The sequence below is a fragment of the Variovorax paradoxus NBRC 15149 genome (genome assembly GCF_001591365.1).
Taxonomy (GTDB): domain Bacteria; phylum Pseudomonadota; class Gammaproteobacteria; order Burkholderiales; family Burkholderiaceae_C; genus Variovorax; species Variovorax paradoxus.
Genome location: NZ_BCUT01000001.1, coordinates 1,015,228 through 1,030,894 on the forward strand (window position 1 = coordinate 1,015,228; position 15,667 = coordinate 1,030,894).

Consider the following 15,667-nt stretch of genomic DNA (forward strand, 5'->3'; position numbering starts at 1 on the left):
CAACCCCGAACAGCCACCGATGCGAAAGACGCTCGATTTCCTCTACAACAGCGCCGCCGCCCTGGCGGCGCTTTTCATGATCGGCCTGCTGGTGATGGTGCTGCTGTCCATCGTCGGGCGGCAGCTTCATTTCAACGTTCCGGGCATCGATGCCTATGCCGGCTACCTGATGGCCGGCGCCGGCTTCCTTGCGCTCGCCCACACGCTCAAGCGCGGCGAGCACATCCGCGTGACGCTGGTGCTGCAGAACCTGCCGCCGGCCGCGCAGCGCTGGCTGGAGCGCTGGGCGATGGGTGCGGGCGCCCTGCTCGCGGTGCTGTTCGCCTGGTACAGCGCACGGCTGGTGTTCCAGTCGTACGACTTCCACGACATTTCCACCGGCAACGACGCCACGCCCCTGTGGCTGCCGCAGCTCTCGATGGCCGTGGGTGCGCTGGTGTTCGCCATCGCAGCCTTCGACGAGTTCGTGATCGAGTGGCGCGGAAGGCCGGCCAAGCCGGCCGGGACGGAGGCCCTGCGCCATGAGTGACATTGCCGTTGCGGCCCTGCTGATTGGCGCACTCTTCCTGATCCTGGGCAGCGGCGTGTGGATCGGCCTCACGCTCTCGGGCGTGGCGTGGATCGCCATGCAGATCTTCTCGTCGCGGCCCGCGGGCGACGCCATGGCCGTGACCATCTGGGGCTCGGCCTCGAGCTGGACGCTCACCGCCTTGCCGCTGTTCATATGGATGGGCGAGATCCTGTTCCGCACGCGGCTGTCGCAGGACATGTTCAAGGGCCTCGCGCCCTGGATGCAAAGCCTGCCGGGCCGGCTGCTGCACACCAACGTGGTGGGCTGCGCGGTGTTCGCGGCGGTGTCGGGCTCGAGCGCGGCCACTTGCGCCACCATCGGCAAGATGAGCCTGCCCGAGCTCAAGCGCCGCGGCTATCCGGACGACATGGTGATCGGCACGCTGGCCGGCGCCGGCACGCTGGGCCTCCTGATCCCGCCCTCGATCATCATGATCGTCTACGGCGTGAGCGCCGACGTGTCGATCGCCCGGCTGTTCATTGCGGGCGTGATCCCGGGCATCCTGCTCGCGCTGCTGTTCTCGGGCTACATCGTGTTCTGGGCGCTGCGCAACCCCGACCTTATTCCGCCGGCCGATGCGAAACTGCCCTTCGGTCAGAAGCTCAAGGCCTCGATGTCGCTGATCCCGGTCGCGCTCCTGATCCTGTCGGTGCTCGGGTCCATCTACGCGGGCATTGCCACGGCCACCGAAGCGGCGGCCGTGGGCGTGGTCGGCGCCATGGTCATTTCGGGCGCGCAGGGCTCGCTGAACCGGCACAGCTTCAAGGAAGCGCTGCTCGGCGCCACGCGGCTCTACTGCATGATGGCGCTGATCCTCGCGGGCGCGGCCTTCCTCACGCTCGCCATGGGCTACATCGGCCTGCCGCGCCACCTGGCCGAATGGATCGGCTCGCTCGGGCTCTCGAAGTTCCAGCTGATCGCGATGCTCGCGGCGTTCTACGTGGTGCTGGGCTGCTTCCTCGATGGCATCTCGATGGTGGTGCTCACCATGGGCGTCATCATGCCGACGGTCACCGCCGCCGGCATCGATCCGGTGTGGTTCGGCATCTTCATCGTGCTGGTGGTCGAGATGGCGCAGATCACGCCGCCCGTGGGCTTCAACCTGTTCGTGCTGCAGGGCATGACCGGAAAAGACCTGCTCTACATCGCACGCGTCACGCTGCCGATGTTCTTCCTGATGGTGGCGGCCGTGCTGATCATCTACTTCGTGCCGCAGCTGGTCACCTGGCTGCCGCAGCAGATGGCGCCCTGAACAGCGCCAGGCGTGCCCCGACAATAGGCCCATGCTGCTTCCGATTCTTGCCATCTGCATGGGGGCCTCCGTGGGCGCGCTGGCGCGCTGGGGCCTTGCGCTGTGGTTCGGCGCGGGCGGGTTCATGCCCTGGGGCACGCTGGCCGCCAACCTGGTCGGCGGCTACCTCGTCGGCGTGGCCATTGCCTCGTTCCATCTGCTGCCCGACCTCGATCCGGCCTGGCGGCTCGCGCTGGTCACGGGCTTTCTCGGCGGCCTGACGACCTTCTCGAGCTTCTCGGCCGAGGTCGTGACCATGCTTCTCGAAGGCCGGCCGGGCGTGGCGCTGCTCACGGCAGCGGCCCACCTCGGCGGATCGCTGTTCCTGACCTGGCTGGGCATACGCAGCGTGCAGGCCCTGGCGGGCTGACCGGCCGCCTCATCGGCAGGCTGCAAGGCCGTCGATCTTCGCGGGTTTCCGGGGGAATCCTCCGAGGGGTCGATCGATAGAATCGACCGCAATGCCCCTGGTCTTTCTCGTCGCACTCCCCTTCATTGCCAGCGTGCTGGCCGCGTTGATGCCGTCGAACGCGCGCAACCGGGAGTCGACGCTGGCGGGGCTCGTGGCACTGGGCTGCGCGCTGCAGACCGCATGGTTCTTTCCGCAGATCGCGCGCGGCAACGTGCTGCGCCAGGAGATCGCGTGGCTGCCCGAGCTCGGGCTCAACCTCGTGTTCCGCATGGACGGCTTTGCCTGGCTGTTCTGCATGCTGGTGCTGGGCATCGGCGCGCTGGTGGTGCTCTATGCGCGCTACTACATGTCGGCGTCCGATCCGGTGCCGCGCTTCTTCTCTTTCTTTCTCGCGTTCATGGGCGCGATGACGGGCGTGGTGCTCTCGGGCAACCTGATCCAGATGGTGCTGTTCTGGGAGCTCACCAGCCTGTTCTCCTTCCTGCTGATCGGCTACTGGCACCACCGGCGCGACGCGCGGCGCGGCGCGCGCATGGCGCTCACGGTCACCGGTGCCGGCGGGCTTTGTTTGCTCGCGGGCGTGATCGTGCTGGGCCGCATCGCGGGCAGCTACGAGCTCGACGTGGTGCTCGCCTCGGGCAATGAGATCCGCGCGCATGCGCTCTATCCGGCGGCCCTGGTGCTGATATTGCTGGGCGCCTTCACCAAGAGCGCGCAGTTCCCGTTCCACTTCTGGCTGCCGCGCGCCATGGCGGCGCCCACGCCGGTCTCGGCCTACCTGCATTCGGCCACCATGGTGAAGCTTGGCGTGTTCCTGATGGCGCGGCTGTGGCCGGTGCTGTCGGGCACCGAAGAGTGGTTCTGGCTGGTGGGCGGCGCGGGTGCGATCACGCTGCTGCTCGGCGGCTTCGTCGCGATGTTCCAGCGCGACCTGAAGGCATTGCTCGCGTACTCGACCATCTCGCACCTCGGGCTCATCACGCTGCTGCTGGGGCTGAACAGCCCGCTGGCGGCAGTGGCGGCGGTGTTCCACATCATCAACCACGCGACCTTCAAGGCATCGCTCTTCATGGCGGCCGGCATCATCGACCACGAGAGCGGCACGCGCGACATCCGCAAGCTCAGCGGCCTGCTGCGGCTGATGCCGATCACCGGCACGCTGGCGATCATCGCGAGCGCATCGATGGCCGGCGTGCCGCTGCTCAACGGCTTTCTCTCGAAGGAAATGTTCTTTGCCGAGACGGTGTTCATCCAGGCGACGCCGTGGATCAGCCTGAGCCTTCCGGTCATTGCCACCGTGGCGGGCGTCTTCAGCGTGGCCTATTCGGCGCGCTTCGTGTTCGACGTGTTCTTCGGCCCGCCCTGCGGTCCCGAGGTGCCGAGGCAGCCGCACGAACCGCCGCATTGGATGCGCGTGCCGGTCGAGCTGCTGGTGCTGGTCTGCCTGGTGGTGGGCGTGGCGCCGGCCTGGTCGGTCGGCACCTTGCTGGCCACGGCCGCCACGCCGGTGGTCGGCGGCGTGCTGCCCGAATACAGCCTGGCCGTATGGCACGGCTTCAACCTGCCGCTGGCGATGAGCTTCGTGGCGCTGGCGGGCGGCATGGCGCTCTACCTGTCGCAGCGCCGCCGCCGCGCGGAGGGCAAGCTCGAACACACGCCGCTCCTGCACCGCTTCGACGGCCAGGCCATCTTCGAGCACCTGCTCGCGCAGCTCAGCGAGGCCGGCCGGCGCAGCCGCCGCCTGCTGGGCACGCGGCGCATGCAGTCGCAATTGCTGCTCTTGATCGCGGTGGCGGCGGCGGGCGCCGCGGCTTCGCTCTGGACCGCACCCGTCGCCCGCGGCGGCCGCGAGCTGCTGCCCTTCTCGCCGATGTTCGCGATGACCTGGCTGATCGGCGGCGTCTGCGCGCTGGCGGCGGCATGGCAGGCCAAGTTCCACCGCCTGGCCGCGCTGATGCTGGCCTCGGGCGCGGGGCTGGTGTGCTGCGTGACCTACATCTGGTTCTCGGCACCCGACCTGGCGCTGACGCAGCTCGTGGTGGAGGCCGTGACCACGGTGCTGATCCTGCTGGGCCTGCGCTGGCTGCCGATGCGCAGCAAGGACGCGGTCCAGCCAGCGCGCGCCAGGCTGCGCCCCTGGGGCCGGCGCGGGCGCGACCTGCTGGTGGCGGCCGGCGTCGGCAGCGGCATGGCGGCGCTGGCGTGGCTCATGATGACGCGCCCGTTTCCGCAAAGCATCTCGCCCTTCTTTCTCGAGCATGCGCTGGCCGAGGGCGGCGGCACCAACGTGGTCAACGTGATGCTGGTCGACTTCCGCGGCTTCGACACCTTCGGCGAGATCACCGTGCTGGGCGTGGTGGCGCTCACGGTCTATGCACTGCTGCGCCGCTTCCGGCCGGCGCGCGAATCGATGGCCCTGCCGGTGCAGCAGCGCGCCCAGGCCGACGATGGCAGCAGCGACCTGCTGAACCCGCGCCTGGCCAAGGACACGGCCGTGGGCTACCTGATGGTGCCGGCCGTGCTGGTGCGGCTGCTGCTGCCGCTCGCGGTGCTGGTGTCGGTCTATTTCTTCATGCGCGGGCACAACGCACCCGGCGGCGGCTTCGTCGCGGGGCTGGTGATGTCGGTGGCACTGGTGCTGCAGTTCATCGTCTCGGGCACCGAGTGGGTGGAAGAGCACCTGCGCATCTATCCGCGCCGCTGGATCGCCGCCGGCCTGCTGCTCGCGTTGGCCACGGGCAGCGGCGCGGTGCTGTTCGGCTATCCGTTCCTGACCACCCACACCGCGCACCTGCATCTTCCCGTGCTGGGCGAGCTGCACGTGCCGAGCGCCCTGTTCTTCGACATCGGCGTGTTCGCGCTGGTGCTGGGCGCCACCATGCTGATCCTCACCGCGCTGGCCCACCAGTCGGTGCGCAGCCACCGCTGGGCCGACGAGCAGCGCGAGAAGGAAGCCGAGGCCGAAGCCGCAGCAGCCGCCCTCGCCATGCCGGAAGGAGCGCGCTGATGGAGATCGTGCTCGCACTGGCCATCGGCGTACTCAGCGGCTCGGGGGTGTACCTGCTGCTGCGGCCCCGCACCTTCCAGGTGATCATGGGCCTCACGCTCATCTCGTACGCGGTCAACCTGTTCATCTTCAGCATGGGGCGGCTCAAGCTCGACAGCGAACCGGTGCTGATCCACGGCATCACCGCCACGCTGGCCAACACCGCCGACCCGATGCCGCAGGCGCTGGTGCTGACGGCGATCGTCATCGGCTTTGCGATGACGGCGCTGTTCCTCGTGGTGCTGCTGGCCTCGCGCGGCCTCACCGGCACCGACCACGTGGACGGCGAAGAGCGGCAGGAGGCAGCGGAGTGACGGGGCAACTGGTCCAGCTGCTCGACCGGCTGCTCGAGTTCAGCATGCCGCACCTCGTCGCGGTGCCGATCCTGGTGCCGCTGCTCACGGCCGCACTGATGCTGCTGCTGGGCGAAAGCCGGCGCCGCACCAAGTCGGCGTTGAGCGTGGTCTCGGGCCTGGTGGGCCTGCTGGCGGCGCTGGCGCTGCTGCGCTGGGTGAACGCGCCCGAGACCGGCGACGGCCCCGGCTCGGTCGGCGTCTACCTGCCGGGCAACTGGCGCGCGCCCTTCGGCATCGTGCTGGTGGCCGACCGGCTGTCGACCATGATGGTGGCGCTCACGGGCGTGGTCGCCTTTGCGGCCTCGATCTATTCCACCTCGCGCTGGGACCGCGCCGGCGTGCATTTCCATCCGCTGCTGCAATTGCAGCTCATGGGCCTGAACGGCGCCTTCCTCACGGGCGACCTGTTCAACCTGTTCGTCTTCTTCGAGGTGATGCTCGCGGCCTCCTACGGCCTGCTGCTGCATGGCTCGGGCCGGCTGCGGGTGCAGGCGGGGCTGCACTACATCGCCATCAACCTGGCCGCATCGTCGCTCTTCCTGATCGGCGCGGCGCTGCTCTACGGCGCGACCGGCACGCTCAACATGGCCGACCTCGGCATGCGCATCGCGCAGCTCGCGCCGGCCGACCGCGGCCTCGTGCATGCGGCAGCCGCCATCCTGGCAACGGCGTTCTTCGCCAAGGCCGGCGCCTGGCCGCTCAACTTCTGGCTGGTGCCGGCCTACAGCGCGGCGGTGTCGCCGGTGGGTGCCGTGTTCGCGCTCCTGACCAAGCTCGGCGTCTACACATTGCTGCGGCTGTGGACGCTGCTCTTCGCGCCGGATGCCGGCAGCTCGGCGGCGTTCGGGCAATCCGCGCTCCTCGCGATCGGGCTCGCGACGCTGTTCGCGGGTGCCATCGGCATCGTGGGCACGCAGCGGCTCTCCAACCTCGCGGGCTTCAGCGTGCTGGTGTCGGCGGGCACGCTGCTCGCGGCCATCGGGCTGGGGGAGCCGGCCGTGTGGGCCGGCGCGCTCTACTACCTGCTGAGCTCGACGCTGGCCGTGAGCGCCTTCTTCCTGCTGACCGACATGATCGAGCGCTGGCGCAATGCCGGCATGAGCGTGGCGCCGCATGAGAAGGCCGGCAATGCGCCTTTCCTCGCCGAAGACCTGCGCGTGCTCGACGACGTGAACCTCGACGACGAGGCGCAGGCGCTCTACGGCCGCGCGATTCCGGCCGGCGTGGCCTTCCTGGGGCTGAGCTTCATCGGCTGCACGCTGCTGCTCGCGGGCCTGCCGCCGCTGTCGGGCTTCGTGGGCAAGTTCGCGATGCTGTCGGGCGCGTTTTCCACCGGCGGCACCTCGGTGCCCGCATGGATCTTCCTGGCGCTGCTCGTCGTTTCGGGCCTGCTCGCGCTGATTGCGCTGAGCCGCACCGGCATGCGCCACTTCTGGACCCAGCCGCATCCCACCATGCCGGCCCTGCCCGCGCTCGAGGTGCTGCCCGTGGCCGGATTGCTCGCGGCCAGCGTGGCGCTCACGGTCTGGGCCGGCCCCGTCATGCGCCACGCCATCACCACCGCCGAAGGACTGCGCACGCCCACCGCCTACCGCAATGCCGTGATGGGCGCGCGGCAGGTGCCCAACCCCGCGGGCCCCGCGAAAGGCCCGGCACCATGAAGCGCTGGCTTCCTTCGCCGCCGCTCTCGCTGGCGCTGTTTGCGGTGTGGCTGCTGCTCAACCAGTCGCTCGACGCCGCCACGCTGCTGTCGGCCGCGCTGCTGGCCATGGCGGTTCCGCTGCTCACCAAGGGCCTGCGGCCCGCCACCGTGCGCATGCGCAAGCCCTGGGTGGCGCTGCGGCTCGCGGGCCGGGCCGTGGCCGACATGCTGGAATCGGCGCTCTTCGTGGCGCGGCGGCTGCTGACGCGCCGCAACTCGCGCATCGCCTCGCGGTTCATCAACGTGCCGCTGGACCTGCGCGACCCGAACGGGCTCGCGGTGCTGGCCATGATCATGTGCCTCACGCCCGGCACGGCCTGGGGCGAGATCGCGTTCGACAGCAGCACGCTGCTGATCCATGTGTTCGACGTCGACGACGAAGCCGCTTTCATCGCCATGATCAAGCAGCGCTACGAGCACCCCCTGATGGAGATCTTCGAATCATGACGCCTGTACTTTTCTGGGCCTTGAAATTCGCGCTGCTGCTGCTGGCGGTGGCCATGCTCTGCGCGCTGGCCCGGCTGCTGGTGGGCCCGAGCGCGCAGGACCGCGTGATGGCGCTGGACTGCCTCTACATCAACGGCATGCTGATGATGCTGGTGCTGGGCATCGTCTATGCGAGCAACGTGTACTTCGAAGCCGCGATGCTGACGGCGCTGTTCGGCTTCGTCGGGTCGACGGCGATGGCCAAGTTCCTCCTGCGCGGGGAGGTCATCGAATGACGGATTTCATCGTGGGGCCGCTGCCGCTGTGGGCGGAAATCGTCACCGCCGTGTTCGCGGTGCTCGGCGCGGCCTTTGCGGCCATCGGCTCCTTCGGCCTCGTGCGGCTGCCCACATTTTTCCGCCGCATCCATGCGCCGACGCTCGGCGCCACGGTGGGCGTGTGGTGCATGACGATTGCCACCATCGTCTATTTCTCGGTGCAGGGCTTCAGCCTCTTCCTGCACGCCGTGCTGATCGTCCTGTTCATTGCGCTCACGGCGCCCATCACCACCATCTTCCTGATGCGCGCGGCGCTCTTCCGCGAACGGCAAAAGGGCGGCGACGTGCCGCCGGCGGCCAAGCCGGGCTGAAACCGGCGGCAGGGATCAGCTCATCGCGAGCTGCTGCATGCCCTTGGCGCGCGCCACTTCCATTTCGCGCGGCAGCGTCACCGCGTTCTTCACGGCCAGGATCTCGGCCATCACGCTCACGGCGATCTCGGGCGGCGTCTTGCTGCCGATGTAGATGCCGATGGGTCCGCGCAGTCGTGCGAGCGATTCCTCCGTCTGGCCGAAGTGCTCGATCATGCGGCCGCGCCGCGCCTCGGCATTGCGGCGCGAGCCGATCGCGCCGACGTAGAAGGCCTCGCTCTGCAGTGCTTCGAGCAGCGCAAGGTCGTCGAGCTTGGGGTCGTGCGTGAGCGCCACCACGCAGCTGCGGCGGTCGGGCTTGAAGGCCAGCACCGCGTCGTCGGGCATCTCGGTCGTGATCTCCACGCCGGCGAGCGTCCATGCGGTGCGGTATTCGGCACGCGGGTCGCACAGCGTCACGGCAAAGCCGCTGAACTTGGCCATGGTCGCGAGGTATTCGGCCAGCTGGCCGGCGCCGATCAGCAGCATGCGGTATTCGGGGCCGAAGGTGTTGGTGAGCTCGGTGTCGTCCACCTTGAGCGCATCGGGCGCGGTGGCTTCGGCCAGGCGCACGGCACCGGTCGAAAGCGTGACGGTGCGCTGCATGAGCCGGCCTTGCTCCAGCTGGGCCACGAGCGTGTCGAGCAAGGCCGCGTCGGGGTCGTATTCGAGCAGCAGCTCCAGCGTGCCGCCGCAGGGCAGGCCGAAGCGGTGCGCCTCGTCGGCCGTGATGCCGTACTTCACGAGCACGGGCGGCGCGCCCACGGGCACCTGTTCGCCGTTGCCGTGCGCATGGCTGTAGCGCGCGATCAGGTCGTCCTCGATGCAGCCGCCGGAGACCGAGCCCACCACCGCGCCATCGTCGGCCAGCGCCATGATCGAACCGACCGGCCGCGGCGACGAGCCCCAGGTGCGCACCACGGTCGTGAGCAGCGCGCGCTTGCCGGCGCGCCGCCAGTCGCGCAGCGTGCGCAGCACCATGACGTCGAGATTTTCCATCGCCCGGTCCGCTCCTAGCTGGCGTCGCCCGGTGCGACGGACGCGTCCTTGTCGTCCTTCTTGCCGAGGCCGATCTTCTTCATGAGGCCGGACATCATGCCGGCCTTTTCGGCGGGCGCCTCGGCCGTGTCCTCGGCCGCGGCGGCCGGCGGCGGGCCGTAGCGGCTCTGCATCTCGGCCTCGAAGCGCTTGAAGAAGTCGTCGGCGGTCGACTTGGCGGCGCCATCGATGAGGCGCTGGCCCAGCTGGGCGATCTTGCCGCCGACCTGCGCCTGCACGGTGTAGTCGAGCTCGCAGCCGGCCGCGGCCGGCGCGGCTTCGGCGGCGCCGGCCAGCGGCCGCAGCGTCACGCTGGACGAACCCTTGGCAAAGCCCGCCACGCCGCCCTGCCCCTCGAAGCTGAGCTTGTAGCCATCGGGCGCCACGATGTCGGACAGCGCGACCTTGCCGCTGAACTTGGCCGACACCGGACCGATCTTGACCGCCAGCGCCACGCTGTACTGGTTGTCGCCCGTGAGCTCGAACTTGTCGCAGCCGGGAATGCACTTCTTGAGCGTCTCGGGATCGTTGAGCGCTTCCCAGGCCTGTTGTTGGGTGACGCCGAGGCGGCGGTTGCCGAGCATTTCCATGGTGGTTTTCCTTTTTTGCTTCCGTGAAGTCCCTAGCGCCCGGACCGCATCAGGGCGGCGAGGCTGCTTGCGAGCTGTTCGAGGGCACTGAGATTGTGGACCGCCAGCATCGCATCCGCATGCCGGTGCAGCACACTGGCCCCACGCGCCAAAGGGGCGTAGCCCTCGAAGCGCAGCAGCGGGTTGAGCCACAGCAGGCGGCGCGAATGGCGCTTGAGCCAGAGCAGCTCGCTTTCGAGCAGTGCCGGCTCGCCGGTATCGAGCCCGTCGCTGATCACCAGCACCAGCGTGCGGCGGCCGGTCAGGCGGCGGGCATGCGCGCGGCGAAGCTCGGCCAGCGAACTGCCGAGCCGCGTGCCGCCCGCGAAATCGTCGATGGCCAGGCCGGCGGCCGCCAGCATGGCATCGGTGTCGGCCAGCCGGAAGGCCGGCGTGAGATCGGTCAGGCGCGTGCCGAAGGCGAACACGTCGCGCCGCCCGGCCCGCCGCGTCGACGCATGCAGAAAGGCCAGCAGCAGCCGCGCATAGCGCTCCATCGAGCCCGACACGTCGACCAGCACCAGCAGCGGCAAGGGCTGCTCGCGCCGGCTCAGCTTCGGCAGGCGAAGTATTTCGCCACCCGTGCGCGCCGCCTCGTGCAGCACGCCGGGCCAGTGCATGCGCGCATGCTGCGAACCTGCATCGTTGGCAGCACGCAACCGGCGCGACGGCAGCAAGGGAATGGGCAAGCTGACATCGCGCGCGAGCCGCTCGACCAGCCGGTACTCGGACGCGCCAAGCGCATTGAAGTCGGCATGCTGCAGGCGCTGCCGGTCGCTCGATGTCATGGCGGCATCGAACTCGACCTCCTTGTCGGGCTTGGCGGCCACGGCGGGCCTGGCGGGATCGCGCGGCGCCGTGAGGGCCTCGCGCACGCGCGGGCGCCGCTTGGAGGGCTCGGCCTTGCCCTCGGCGCTTGGCAGCATCTGCGCGAGCAGCTTGTTGGCAAGTTCGGGGTCACGGAACCAGACATCGAAGAGTTCGCGGAACACCATGCGGTCCTGCTCGCGGCTGACCATGACGGCTTCCATCGCGGCGCTCAGGTCGAGCCTGCTTTCCACGCCCACCAGCGTGGCCGCTTCGGCGGCCAGCGCAATGCGCATCGCATCGGTGCGGACGCCCGCGCGGCGCAGTGCGCGGCCGAAGGCCGTGATGTTGCCGGCCAGCTTGCCGCTGCGTACGTCGCCGAGTTGCTGGATGCCGGCCATGCGGGAGGCCTTGCGCTTCGGACGCGCTCAGGGCGCGACCGGCTCCTCGGGTTTCAGCAGCTCCGATGCCAGTTCGTGCGTGAGCGCCGCCACGTCGTCGCGCTGCTTGAACAGGATGCCGGCCGTGTCGACCACCACTTCGGGGTCGAGCTCGACGGTGTCGAGCGCGATCAGCGCCCTTGCCCACTCCACGCTTTCGGCGATGCCGGGCGCGCGCTGGAAGGCGTTGACGAAAGGCGCATCGCGCAGCCGCGCAACGAAGGCCGCCACCTGGGCCGAAAGTTTTTCGCCGGCCTGCGGCACCTGGGCCCGCACGATGGCCAGTTCGCGTTCGCGCTCCGGATAGTCGAGCCAGTGGTAGAGGCAGCGCCGCTTGACCGCGTCGTTGAGTTCGCGCGTGCGGTTGCTCGTGAGGATGGTGACCGGCGGCACCACGGCGCGCACGGTGCCGAGCTCGGGAATGCTGACCTGGTACTCGCCCAGGTATTCGAGCAGGAAGGCCTCGAAGGGCTCGTCGGCGCGGTCCACTTCGTCGATCAGCAGCACGGCACCCGGCGCGGGGGTCTGCAGGGCCTGCAGCAGCGGGCGGCGGATCAGGTAGTGCGGCTGGTAGACCTCGGCTTCCACGTCGCGCACGAGCGCCGCCCGGCCGCCCGAAGGCGCGAGAGCCCCCTCGGGGGGCAGCGAGGACGCGCCAGCGCCGAGCGTGGGGGCCACGATGGCGCCGGTGGCCTCGGCCGCGCGCATGTGCAAGAGCTGCGCGGCGTAGTTCCATTCGTAGAGCGCCTCGCGCTGTTCCAGCCCGTCGTAGCACTGCAGGCGCAGCAGCTCGCGGTTCAGCGCGGTCGACAGCGCCTTGGCCAGCTCGGTCTTGCCGACGCCGGGCTCGCCCTCGAGCAGCAGCGGACGCTGCAGCCTGAGCGCGAGGAACACGGCCGTGGCCAGGCGGCGGTCGGCAAAGTAGCCGGCCTGCATCAAGCCTTCGGAAAGGGAATCGATGGTCGGGAAGATCATGGCGAAGCGTAGCGGAAGACGCGGGGTTGTCGCGCCTTCCGGCCCGCGAGCGGTGGCGGCGCTGCCTGGTTCAGCCCAGCGCCCTGGTGACGGCGCGCTGCGTGAGCACGCTGATCAGGTTGGCGCGGTAGGCCGCCGAGGCATGCAGGTCGCTGTTGAGATCGCTCGCGTCGATCTTCACGGCCGCGGCGGCGGCCGCGGTGAAGCTCTTGTTGAGCGCGTCTTCGAGCCCCGCGTGGCGGAACACGCCGTTGCCCGCGCCGGTGATGGCCACGCGCACGCCGCTGTCGAACTGCGCAAGGAACACGCCGACGAGCGGAAAGTTCGATGCCTTCTGGCGCAGCTTCTCGTACACGGCGCGCTTCGGAATGGGAAAGCGGATCGCGGTGATCAGCTCGTCTTCTTCGAGTGCCGTGCTGAAGAGGCCCAGGAAGAAATCGTCCGCCGCGATCTCGCGCTTCGAGGTGATGAGCGTTGCACCGGAGCCGAGCACCGCGCTGGGGTAGCAGGCTGCCGGGTCGTTGTTGGCCACCGAGCCGCCGATGGTGCCCATCGCGCGCACCTGCCGGTCGCCGATGCGCCCGGCCAGGTCGGCCAGCGCCGGAAAGGCGGCTTTCACGTCGGCGTTGTTGGCCACGTCCAGGTGGCGGGACATCGCGCCGATGGTGATCGTGCCGGCATCTTTCCTGATGCCGGTGAGCTCCTTGATGCCGCCCAGGTCCACGAGCTGCTCGGGCGCCGACAGCCTGAGCTTCATGGAGGCGAGCAGGGTCTGGCCGCCCGCCAGCGGCTTGGCGCCCGCGGCAACGAGCTTGGCCGCATCGGCCACGGTGGCCGGCCGTTCGAGTGTGAAGGCGTACATGGTGTGGGTTCCTTCGTTGTTCTGGTGTGTTCTAGTGGGAGGCGGCCGCCTGCATCGCTTCCCAGACGCGGCTGGCCGATGCGGGCATGTCGAAGTCCTTGACGCCCAGCGGCGCCAGCGCGTCGAGCACGGCGTTGATCACGGCCGGCGGCGAACCGATGGCCCCCGCCTCGCCGCAGCCCTTGGTGCCCAGCGGGTTGTGCGTGCACGGCGTGCACACGGTGTCGAGCTTGAACTGCGGAAAGTCGCCCGCCCTGGGCATGGCGTAGTCCATGAAGCTGCCGGTGAGCAGCTGGCCGGTCTCGTTGTCGTACACGCAGTTCTCGAGCAGCGCCTGGCCGATGCCCTGCACCAGCCCGCCGTGCACCTGGCCCTCGACGATCATCGGGTTGATGATGGTGCCGAAGTCGTCCACCGCGGTGAAGCGGTCCACGCGCACTTCACCGGTCTGCTTGTCGACCTCGACCTCGCAGATGTAGGTGCCGCCCGGGAAGGTGAAGTTGGTCGGGTCGTAGAAGGCGGTCTCGTTCAGGCCGGGCTCGAGCTTGTCGAGCGGATAGTTGTGCGGCACGTAGGCCGTGAGCGCCACCTGGCCGAACGGGATCTTCTTGTCGGTGCCCTTCACGGTGAACTCGCCGTTCGCAAACTCGATGTCGGCATCGCTCGCCTCCATCAGGTGCGCGGCGATCTTCTTGGCCTTGGTCTCGATCTTGTCGAGCGCCTTCATGATGGCGGCACCGCCCACCGAGATGGAGCGCGAGCCGTAGGTGCCCATGCCGAAGGGCACGCGGCCGGTGTCGCCATGCACCACGTCGACGTTGTCCACCGGAATGCCCAGGCGCGCCGCCACCACTTGCGCAAAGGTGGTTTCGTGCCCTTGGCCGTGGCTGTGCGAGCCGGTGAACACCGTCACGCTGCCGGTGGGGTGCACGCGGATCTCGCCGCACTCGAACAGGCCGGCCCGCGCGCCCAGCGCCCCGGCGATGTTCGACGGCGCGATGCCGCAGGCCTCGATGTAGCTCGAGTAGCCGATGCCGCGCAGCTTGCCCGCGGCCTCGCTGGCCGACTTGCGCTGCGCATAGCCATCGACGTCGGCCAGCACGCGGGCCTTGTCCATGCAGGCGTGGAAATCGCCCGTGTCGTACTGCAGCGCCACCGGCGTCTGGTAGGGAAAGGTGGTGATGAAGTTGCGCTTGCGGATCTCGTCCTGGCCGAGGTTCATTTCCCAGGCGCAGCGCGACACCAGGCGCTCGAGCAGGTAGGTGGCCTCGGGCCGGCCCGCACCGCGGTAGGCATCGACCGGCGCGGTGTTGGTGAACCAGGCATCGACCTCGACGTAGATCTGCGGCGTGGTGTACTGGCCCGCGAGCAGCGTGGCGTAGAGGATGGTGGGCACGGCCGTGGAGAAGGTCGACAGGTAGGCGCCCAGGTTGGCGTCGGTGTGCACCCGCATCGCGAGGAACTTGCCGTCCTTGTCCATCGCCATCTCGGCATGGCTCACATGGTCGCGGCCGTGCGCGTCGGACAGGAAGCACTCCGAGCGCTCGGCCGTCCACTTGATGTTGCGGTTGAGCTGCTTGGCGGCCCAGGTCAGGCACACGTCTTCGGCGTAGAGGAAGATCTTGGAGCCGAAGCCGCCGCCCACGTCGGGCGCGATCACGCGCACCTTGTGCTCGGGCAGGCCCAGCACGAAGGCCGTCATCAGCAGGCGCTCGACGTGCGGGTTCTGGTTGGACACATAGAGCGTGTAGTCGTCGGTGCCGCGGCTGTAGCTGCCGATGGCCACGCGCGGCTCGATCGGGTTCGGGATCAGCCGGTTGTTGACGAGGTCGAGCTTGGTGACGTGCGCGGCATTGGCAAACGCCGCATCGACCGCGGCCTTGTCGCCCAGCGCCCACTTGTAGCACTGGTTGTCGGGCGCCTCGTCGTGCAGCGTGACGCCGCTCGCCTTCTTGGCCGCATCGGCCACGCTCACGACGGCGGGCAGCACGTCGTAGTCGACCACCACGGCCTCGGCCGCGTTCTTGGCCTGCTCGACGGTTTCGGCCACCACCATCGCCACGTGGTCCCCCACGTAGCGCACCTTGTGGATCGCGAGGATCGGGTGCATCGGCTCCTTCATGGGGGTGCCGTCGGGGTTGTTGATGAGCCAGCCGCAGGGCAGGCCGCCCATCTTGCCCTCGATGTCCTTGCCGCTGAAGATGCCGACCACGCCGGGCATCTTGAGCGCCTCGGCGGTGTCGACCGACTTGATGACCGCGTGGGCGTGCGGCGAGCGCACGAAGACCGCATGGCTCTGGTTGGCCAGCGTGATGTCGTCGGTGTAGTTGCCCGCGCCGGTCAGGAAGCGATAGTCTTCCTTGCGCCGCAGCGCTTCGCCGATGTGGGGCAGGTTCGAGAAGTCGGAGGCACCCATGATGTTGC

Annotated in this window: 15 protein-coding genes; 9 read left to right on the forward strand and 6 right to left on the reverse strand. The window is 69.0% G+C overall.

The genetic code is table 11. The features are described 5' to 3' along the window. Positions 1 to 19 precede the first annotated feature (19 nt). From VPA02S_RS04805 to mnhG, 9 genes are all read left to right on the forward strand, one after another. Positions 20 to 529 carry a TRAP transporter small permease gene (locus tag VPA02S_RS04805; RefSeq protein WP_018903091.1) on the forward strand — a complete coding sequence of 170 codons (510 nt, stop codon included), beginning with the start codon at positions 20 to 22 and terminating at the stop codon, positions 527 to 529. Beyond that, on the forward strand, positions 522 to 1,823 hold the full coding sequence (locus tag VPA02S_RS04810; RefSeq protein ID WP_018903092.1) for a TRAP transporter large permease: 1,302 nt from the start codon (positions 522 to 524) through the stop codon (positions 1,821 to 1,823). The genes VPA02S_RS04805 and VPA02S_RS04810 overlap by 8 nt, the downstream gene beginning before the upstream one ends. A gap of 31 nt (positions 1,824 to 1,854) precedes the next feature. Next, the gene (gene crcB, locus VPA02S_RS04815) at positions 1,855 to 2,232 is read left to right on the forward strand and encodes a fluoride efflux transporter CrcB (protein ID WP_018903093.1); all 378 of its coding nucleotides are present in this window, start codon (positions 1,855 to 1,857) and stop codon (positions 2,230 to 2,232) included. A gap of 91 nt (positions 2,233 to 2,323) precedes the next feature. Continuing rightward, positions 2,324 to 5,281 carry a monovalent cation/H+ antiporter subunit A gene (locus tag VPA02S_RS04820; protein ID WP_062362467.1) on the forward strand — a complete coding sequence of 986 codons (2,958 nt, stop codon included), beginning with the start codon at positions 2,324 to 2,326 and terminating at the stop codon, positions 5,279 to 5,281. Then, positions 5,281 to 5,634, forward strand: coding sequence for a Na+/H+ antiporter subunit C (locus VPA02S_RS04825; protein WP_012746747.1), 354 nt, complete (start codon positions 5,281 to 5,283; stop codon positions 5,632 to 5,634). The genes VPA02S_RS04820 and VPA02S_RS04825 overlap by 1 nt, the downstream gene beginning before the upstream one ends. Before the next feature lie 44 nt (positions 5,635 to 5,678). Next, positions 5,679 to 7,337, forward strand: a complete 1,659-nt coding sequence (locus tag VPA02S_RS04830; protein WP_174545070.1) for a monovalent cation/H+ antiporter subunit D — start codon at positions 5,679 to 5,681, stop codon at positions 7,335 to 7,337. Then, positions 7,334 to 7,825, forward strand: coding sequence for a Na+/H+ antiporter subunit E (locus VPA02S_RS04835; RefSeq protein WP_012746745.1), 492 nt, complete (start codon positions 7,334 to 7,336; stop codon positions 7,823 to 7,825). The genes VPA02S_RS04830 and VPA02S_RS04835 overlap by 4 nt, the downstream gene beginning before the upstream one ends. Further along, entirely contained in the window at positions 7,822 to 8,100 is a 279-nt protein-coding gene (locus tag VPA02S_RS04840) for a K+/H+ antiporter subunit F (protein ID WP_012746744.1), read from the forward strand. The genes VPA02S_RS04835 and VPA02S_RS04840 overlap by 4 nt, the downstream gene beginning before the upstream one ends. Continuing rightward, on the forward strand, positions 8,097 to 8,453 hold the full coding sequence (gene mnhG / locus VPA02S_RS04845) for a monovalent cation/H(+) antiporter subunit G (protein WP_012746743.1): 357 nt from the start codon (positions 8,097 to 8,099) through the stop codon (positions 8,451 to 8,453). The genes VPA02S_RS04840 and mnhG overlap by 4 nt, the downstream gene beginning before the upstream one ends. Positions 8,454 to 8,468: 15 nt before the next feature. Here the strand turns inward: mnhG and VPA02S_RS04850 are convergent, their stop codons facing one another. The 6 genes from VPA02S_RS04850 to VPA02S_RS04875 form a co-directional block, all read right to left on the reverse strand. Then, a complete protein-coding gene (locus tag VPA02S_RS04850) occupies positions 8,469 to 9,491 on the reverse strand; it encodes an XdhC family protein (protein ID WP_018903096.1) in 1,023 nt (340 codons plus the stop codon). A gap of 14 nt (positions 9,492 to 9,505) precedes the next feature. Then, entirely contained in the window at positions 9,506 to 10,120 is a 615-nt protein-coding gene (locus tag VPA02S_RS04855; protein ID WP_062362470.1) for an SRPBCC family protein, read from the reverse strand. A 32-nt stretch (positions 10,121 to 10,152) separates the two neighbouring features. Then, positions 10,153 to 11,367 (reverse strand): vWA domain-containing protein, encoded by a 1,215-nt coding sequence (locus VPA02S_RS04860; protein ID WP_012746740.1) that lies wholly within the window; start codon positions 11,365 to 11,367, stop codon positions 10,153 to 10,155. A 27-nt stretch (positions 11,368 to 11,394) separates the two neighbouring features. After that, the gene (locus VPA02S_RS04865; RefSeq protein ID WP_012746739.1) at positions 11,395 to 12,381 is read right to left on the reverse strand and encodes an AAA family ATPase; all 987 of its coding nucleotides are present in this window, start codon (positions 12,379 to 12,381) and stop codon (positions 11,395 to 11,397) included. Positions 12,382 to 12,451: 70 nt separating this feature from the next. Beyond that, positions 12,452 to 13,243, reverse strand: coding sequence for an FAD binding domain-containing protein (locus tag VPA02S_RS04870; protein WP_018903097.1), 792 nt, complete (start codon positions 13,241 to 13,243; stop codon positions 12,452 to 12,454). 31 nt (positions 13,244 to 13,274) lie between these two features. Next, positions 13,275 to 15,659, reverse strand: coding sequence for a xanthine dehydrogenase family protein molybdopterin-binding subunit (locus tag VPA02S_RS04875; RefSeq protein ID WP_012746737.1), 2,385 nt, complete (start codon positions 15,657 to 15,659; stop codon positions 13,275 to 13,277). Positions 15,660 to 15,667: the final 8 nt, after the last annotated feature.